Annotated in this window: 7 protein-coding genes and 3 pseudogenes; all 10 read left to right on the forward strand. The window is 43.1% G+C overall.

The features are described from left to right. A pseudogene (locus BHE89_RS06690) lies at positions 1-631 on the forward strand (phage capsid protein); the annotation flags it as partial. Positions 632-645: 14 nt separating this feature from the next. Then, positions 646-1,917: a P22 phage major capsid protein family protein gene (locus BHE89_RS06695; protein WP_069367927.1), complete on the forward strand. Its 1,272-nt coding sequence runs from the start codon at positions 646-648 to the stop codon at positions 1,915-1,917. A 53-nt stretch (positions 1,918-1,970) separates the two neighbouring features. Further along, positions 1,971-2,162, forward strand: a complete 192-nt coding sequence (locus BHE89_RS06700) for a hypothetical protein (RefSeq protein ID WP_069367928.1) — start codon at positions 1,971-1,973, stop codon at positions 2,160-2,162. Next, positions 2,143-2,625: a packaged DNA stabilization gp4 family protein gene (locus BHE89_RS06705; RefSeq protein WP_069367929.1), complete on the forward strand. Its 483-nt coding sequence runs from the start codon at positions 2,143-2,145 to the stop codon at positions 2,623-2,625. The genes BHE89_RS06700 and BHE89_RS06705 overlap by 20 nt, the downstream gene beginning before the upstream one ends. Continuing rightward, positions 2,597-2,920, forward strand: a pseudogene (locus BHE89_RS06710) (packaged DNA stabilization protein); the annotation flags it as partial. The gene BHE89_RS06705 and the pseudogene BHE89_RS06710, both read left to right, overlap by 29 nt. 435 nt (positions 2,921-3,355) lie before the next feature. After that, a pseudogene (locus BHE89_RS06715) lies at positions 3,356-4,378 on the forward strand (packaged DNA stabilization protein); the annotation flags it as partial. Next, complete coding sequence (locus BHE89_RS06720) at positions 4,375-5,076, forward strand: phage tail protein (protein ID WP_286138850.1); 702 nt, start codon at positions 4,375-4,377, stop codon at positions 5,074-5,076. The pseudogene BHE89_RS06715 and the gene BHE89_RS06720, both read left to right, overlap by 4 nt. Then, positions 5,076-5,537, forward strand: coding sequence for a DUF2824 family protein (locus BHE89_RS06725; RefSeq protein ID WP_069367931.1), 462 nt, complete (start codon positions 5,076-5,078; stop codon positions 5,535-5,537). The genes BHE89_RS06720 and BHE89_RS06725 overlap by 1 nt, the downstream gene beginning before the upstream one ends. Next, positions 5,531-6,190, forward strand: a complete 660-nt coding sequence (locus BHE89_RS06730) for a DNA transfer protein (RefSeq protein WP_069367932.1) — start codon at positions 5,531-5,533, stop codon at positions 6,188-6,190. The genes BHE89_RS06725 and BHE89_RS06730 overlap by 7 nt, the downstream gene beginning before the upstream one ends. Next, positions 6,190-6,684: phage DNA ejection protein (locus tag BHE89_RS06735; RefSeq protein WP_171742473.1), on the forward strand; the 495-nt coding region annotated here is incomplete at its 3' end. The genes BHE89_RS06730 and BHE89_RS06735, both read left to right, overlap by 1 nt.

Raw genomic sequence — 6,684 nt, forward strand, 5'->3', positions numbered from 1 at the left:
AAAGACCTTCGAAAAGGCTTTAAAGATACTCAGAAAGAAAACCGTGAGCTAAGGCGCCAACTTGAGGAAATTACAGCCAAGCAAACGCAAGAGCCAGCGGTTAATCATAATGATGAAATACCTCAGAAACCAACACTAGAGTCATGTGATTGGAGTGAAGAGGCATACGAGAAGGCATTAACTGATTGGTATGAGAAAAAAAAGCCGTGCTGATCAGAGTAAAAAAGCCAAGGAGAAAGAGCAGCTCGACTACAAGGAAAAAATCCTTAAGCGACTGGAAGATCATAAGCAACGAGCATCTAAGTTACCTGTAAAAGATTACGCTGAGATGGAAGAGATTGTCACTAATGAAGTTCCAATCATCCATCAGGAAATCTTACTTAGAGCTGCCGATGAAGGTACTGAGCTAATTGCTTATGCACTTGGTAAGAATAAAGAATTGCGCCAGCGGCTTACAGCTGAGAAAGACCCAATACGTGCCGCATTCCTAATTGGTCAGCTTAGCCAAAAAGTTAAGTTAGCACCAAAACCAAAGAAGGCACCTAGACCTGAGCCGGAAGTTAAAGGTGGGGCGGGAAGCGTCACGACTGATGAATTAAACAAACTGTGCCCCGGCGCAATTATTGAATAAACAAGGTGTAAAACATGGCTAATAACTTAGATTCAAACGTAAGTCAGATTGTACTTAAAAAGTTTTTACCGGGCTTCATGTCCGACTTAGTTTTATGTAAGACAGTTGATCGCCAATTACTGGCTGGAGAAATCAACTCAAGCACTGGCGAAAGTGTCAGCTTTAAGCGCCCGCATCAATTCAGCTCTGAGCGTACAGCTGATGGCGACATTACTGGTAAAGCAAAAAATGGCCTTATTTCAGGTAAGGCTACTGGTCGGGTTGGTAATTATATCACTGTCGCTGTTGAGTGGGCGCAAGTTGAAGAAGCGTTAAAGTTAAATCAGCTAGACCAAATCTTAGCGCCAATTCATTCCCGAATGGTCACTGATCTTGAAACTGAATTAGCTCACTTCATGATGAACAATGGTGCATTGTCACTTGGTACGCCAAATTCACCAATTGCTAAGTGGTCAGATGTTGCTCAAACAGCTACGTTCCTGAAAGACATTGGAATTAAAGCTGGCGATAACTACGCAGTAATGGATCCGTGGTCTGCTCAACGTCTTGCTGATGCACAAACTGGCCTACATGCGTCTGACCAATTAGTGCGTACAGCGTGGGAAAATGCACAAATTCCGGGTAACTTTGGCGGTATTAAAGCTCTAATGTCAAATGGCTTAGCATCTCGTGAGCAAGGTGATTTTGGTGGAACACTGACTGTTAAAACAGCTCCAACAGTGGATTACACTGCTATTAAAGATTCCTATCAGTTCACTATCACTCTTACTGGCGCAACAGCAAGCAAGACTGGATTCTTTAAGGCTGGTGATCAGGTTAAATTCACTGCGACACATTGGTTAAATCAGCAAAGCAAGCAAACTCTGTATAACGGTTCTACTGCTATTAGTTTCACCGCCACCGTTCTTGAAGATGCAAACTCTGATGGTACTGGTGATGTCACCGTTAAACTTTCTGGTGTTCCGGTGTATGACGCAGTAAACGAACAGTACAACGCAGTTGATCGCAAAGTAGCGGCAGGTGATGAGGTTGTGGTGATCGGTACTGCTAAGCAGCAAATGAAGCCTAATCTGTTCTTTAATAAAATGTTCTGTGGTTTGGGCACTATCCCACTGCCAAAATTACACAGCATTGATTCAGCAGTGGCCACATATGAAGGTTTCTCTATCCGTGTACACAAATATGCTGATGGTGATGCTAACAAGCAAATGATGCGTTTTGACTTGCTGCCTGCCTATGTGTGCTTTAATCCACACTTTGGCGGTCAATTCTTCGGAAATGTCTAATACCCTCGTTGTTTATTTGGGAGCTTCGGCTCCCTTTTTTATTTGAGGTAAATATGGAACGTAAAAGCGTTTTCGCATGGGCTAACAATGATGCTGGTTATGTACAGGCTGTCATTGTGGCTAGTGATTTTCCTGCGTTTAAGGAACTTGGCTTCGTCTCTTCTGTTGATGAAATCACTAAGCCAGAAGTAAAGAAATCCAAAGCAACTAAGAAGGCAGAAACAAATGACAATGACACTGACTAAAGGTGAAATTGTTCTATTTGCGTTGCGTAAGGCTGGCGTTGCTTCCGATGCGACGCTAACTGATGCTGAGCCTCAATCGGTAGAGGATGGTATTCATGATCTAGAAGATATGATGTCCGAACTACAAATAACATTTGGTGATTTGGGTTATAAGTTTTCACTAGAAGATGAGCAACCAACACCAGATGATGATTCTGGCTTACCTCGCAAATACAAACAAGCTATCGGCTACCAATTGCTGCTAAGAATATTAACTGATTACGGGCTAGATCCAACACCAAGACAAGAGGCATCAGCATCTTCTTCTTATGATGCATTATTACTTGATACGCTTAAGGTTCCATCTATTGATAGGCGTGGGGATATGCCAGTTGGTCAAGGTAATAAATACACAGCTTTAGGCGTAGATAACTATTACGTCGAAAGGGGGTTCAATGCCACAGATAAAGATTCCACTGGCTAGAGGTTTGCGAAAAGACCCACACACAGCAGATTATATTGATGGTCTTCCAGTCAATATGTTGGCCACACCGAAAGAGGTATTGAATTCGTCCGGTTATTTGCGTTCGTTCCCTGCATTAGAAAAGCGTCATAGTGTCGATGGTGTATCTCGTGGTGTTCAGTACAACACGAAAAACAACACAGTCTATCGAGTGTGTGGTAACAAGCTTTATTGTGGACAGAATGCCATTGCTGACATTCAAGATAAAGACAGGGTGACTATGGCGCACTCTGGTTACAGTCAAGCAGTAGCGTCAGGCGGTAAGTTAAAACTCTATCGCTATGACGGTGAGATTAAAGAGTTATCTAACTGGCCAGAGGAAGAGGTAATTACTGAGGGCTATAAGCGTGACGTTAAAAAATGGACTCACAAAGAAGGTAATGATGATTTTGTGCCACTCACAAAGGATGATCTGGATGGGTTCTTAACGTTAAAAATCACGCCTAAAACTTCTGATGGTAAAACCGGTAATGAGATGCTTATCACTGAGCAAATGGTAGGCGTTAAATTATCCCAACAGGAAGATGATGAGAAACCTTATCTTACCGACGTTATAGTCGAAGGCATTAAGCGTGCAGGCGGTAAAATTACAGTCACGTATAAAATGAACCTTGCTAAATCTAGCGAACAAACAGCCAAAGACGTTACTGAATTTGTAATGACGCAAGAAGTGTTAGAGGTAGTTGAAAGATACCCTCAATACGAATTAGGTGATGTTGTCGATGTTGCTCGTAACCGAGGGCGCTACATCTGGTTGCAGAAAGGCGGTGAAAGGTTTGGCGTTACTGACTTAGAGGATGAGTCAAAACCTGATCGCTATCGTCCGTTCTACACTGCTGAATCACAGCCTGACGGCATTATTGCTATCGATTCTTGGCGCGACATGGTGCTTTGCTTTGGTTCGTCAACCATTGAATATTTTACCATTACCGGTTCAACGAGTGCGTCACAAGTAATATATGCGCCACAGCCATCTTATATGGTTCAGATGGGTATTGCTGGTCGTGATGCTAAGTGTAAGTTCGGAGAATCATTTGCATTCATCAGTAACCCAGCAAGCGGAGCGCCGTCTGTCTATATTCTCGGCTCTGGTTCTGCTAGTCAAATATCTACCGCAAGCATTGATAAGATCATCCGTAGTTATACTTCAGACGAGTTGTCACTGGCAGTTCTTGAGAATATTCGTTTTGATGGTCATGAGTTACTCATTGTTCACTTACAGCGCCATACACTTTGCTTTGACGCAGCAGGAAGCCAGCAATACCCGCAGTGGTGCATTCTAAAGTCTGGACTGTATGACGAAACCTATCGTGCAATTGATTTTATGTATGAAGGTAATCAGATCACTGTTGCAGATAAGAGCGATGGTGTTGTTGGAAATCTTGCCTTCAATAAATCATCTCAGTACGACAAGCAAGTAGAGCACATCCTCTATACGCCGATGGCTAAAGCCGATAATGCAAGGGTGTTCGATTTAGAGCTTGAGGCATCAACAGGCGTTGCTCAGATTGCAGATAAGTTATTTCTCTCTGCAACGACTGATGGCATTAACTTTGGTCGTGAGCAAATGATTGAACAAAACTCACCTTTCCAATATGACCGACGTGTTTTATGGCGACGAGTTGGAAGAGTGAGAAAGAACATAGGGTTTAAAGTTCGCGTTATTACTAAGTCGCCTGTAACACTTAGCGATCTATCGATGAGGGTTGAATGATGGCAAGTGAAGATCTTTCTAAACCCATAGAAATTCAATCCTCTTACATTGTTCCAGATATCCTACCGACTAACTTTAGCGAAACATATCGACGAATAGTGCTTAGCGGTGCTGATGATATGGCGAAGGTGGCTGGTCGTGCAAATGAGGCTGGCGCTGAAGCTTTCGATGCTCAAAAGAGGAATGATGAGCAAGATGTTGTTCTTGCAGATCATGAGGAAAGGCTTGGTGATGCCGAACAGACAATTGTTGAGCATGGTATTAAGTTAGCTAATCATGAAGAGCGAATCACAAAAACAGAAGAGGATTTATCTAAGTTAGAGGTAAGAGTCCTTAACGTTGAGCAGGACGTTGATGGGCTGAAAATAAAGATACAAGACCTCGATGGTCAAATATCTGAAATCAGAGTTGACTACGTTTCTCTCAGTAAAACAGAAAAACAGAAGCTTTTATCTCCTATAGATGTTTCAACATCCTACTCAGTAAACGGAACTAAAGTTGTCGGCACGCGTGTTACTGGTTTCACTTCAGCAACAGGTACAGCACTTAAGAGCTCGTTTAATGCTAACCAATCCTACTCATTCAGCGCTGACTACACACGGTCAGAAATGCAAACTTTAGCAAGTGGGTTAGTCGAGGCAAGGCAACGTATCAAGGCGCTTGAAGACTCCTTGCGTTCACACGGATTAATAGATTAATGGAAATTAAAATTATTGATAACCCCGTTCGACTATCTGAGTTTTTAAATGATAAGTCGAACACGGGAAATATCGTTGATAGCAATGATCAGTATTTCATTAAACCTGATGCACTTTACTTGGGTATTTATGAGGGAGTTCTATTGGTTGGTGTTTTCGAGGTGCGTAATTTTTGGCATACAGTTGTTGAGTGTCACGCCATCTTTGATGCTGGATTCCGTGGAAAGTATGCCTTTGAAGCACACAAATTATTCTGCAAGTGGTTACTGGAAAATAGTCAATTCACTAACTCAGTGACTATGGTTCCTGATACCACAAAATATGGTCGCGTTATTATAAAAATGCTTGGCGCTACTCGTGTCGGACATTTAGACGATGCATATATCAGTAACGGCAGGCCAGTAAGTGTCACCATCTATCAACTAAAACGCGAACAGTACGAGGAGTTATTAAAATGCTGATTATTTCAGAGAAATTCAGAAACTCACTACTACCAATGCATGGATATATGAAGGGTGGCGGTGATGGTGGTGCAGGCGCTCAAGCTGATGCGACTCGTGAAGCCACGGCGTTACAGCGTGAAATGTGGCAGACAAACATGCAAAACCTTGCGCCGTTTACTCCACTCGCCCAACAGTATATTGGTCAGTTGCAAAACTTATCTTCTTTAGAAGGTCAAGGACAAGCATTAAACCAATACTACAACTCTCAAGCATTTAACGATTTATCAAATCAAGCACGTTATCAGCAATTAGCTGGAGCGGAAGCTACTGGTGGGTTAGGTTCGACAGCAACAAGCAATCAGCTTGCATCTATTGCCCCTACACTTGGACAAGGCTGGCTGGCTGACCAAATGAATAACTACCAGAACTTAGCCAACGTTGGTCTCGGTGCTTTGCAAGGTCAGGCTAGTGCTGGTCAGAACTACGCAAACAACATGGGGCAATTACTACAACAAAATGCAAATGCTCAAGCGGCTATGGCTAATCGGCCGTCACAATTTCAGCAAGGGGTCACGGGTGGTTTAGGTGGTGCAATGGCTGGGGCATCTATTGGTGGTCCATGGGGCGCTGCAATTGGTGGCGGACTTGGATTGCTTGGGGGGTTATTCTAATGGCAACTTGGCAGCCTAGTAATGGAGCTGGTTTTTTAGGCTCTATTGGCTTAAATAATTCAAATGCACCGCAAGCAAGTGATGCTAACTTCGTAGTTGATTCTATCAATAGAAGTAATGAGATAGCTCGGTCTGGTGGTAACAATATTCTATTGCAAGGCTTGCAAGGTCTGAAGGGAATTAAAGACACTATCGGAGAATATCAAGCTCAAGAAAGACTTGGTGAATTCCAAAAAGCATGGGGTGAGGCGTACGCGAATAGTGATCGCGATGGCATGCGACAATTACTGGCGACTTATCCTGAATACGCTCAAGCTATCACTGGCGGTATGCAGGGTGTTTCTGCTGATGTTCGCGAATCCTTGGGTAACCTATCATCTGGCTATCGCAATGCGGTACTGAATGGTAATGCTACTGACTATGTTAGACAGAATGCAGATACCTTTCGTCGCCTTGGTATTGACCCAATGGAGGCCGTTTCTATTGCAGAAAAA

Origin of the sequence: Shigella sp. FC1967 (assembly GCF_001743005.1) — a bacterium.
Classification (GTDB): Bacteria; Pseudomonadota; Gammaproteobacteria; order Enterobacterales; family Enterobacteriaceae; genus Proteus.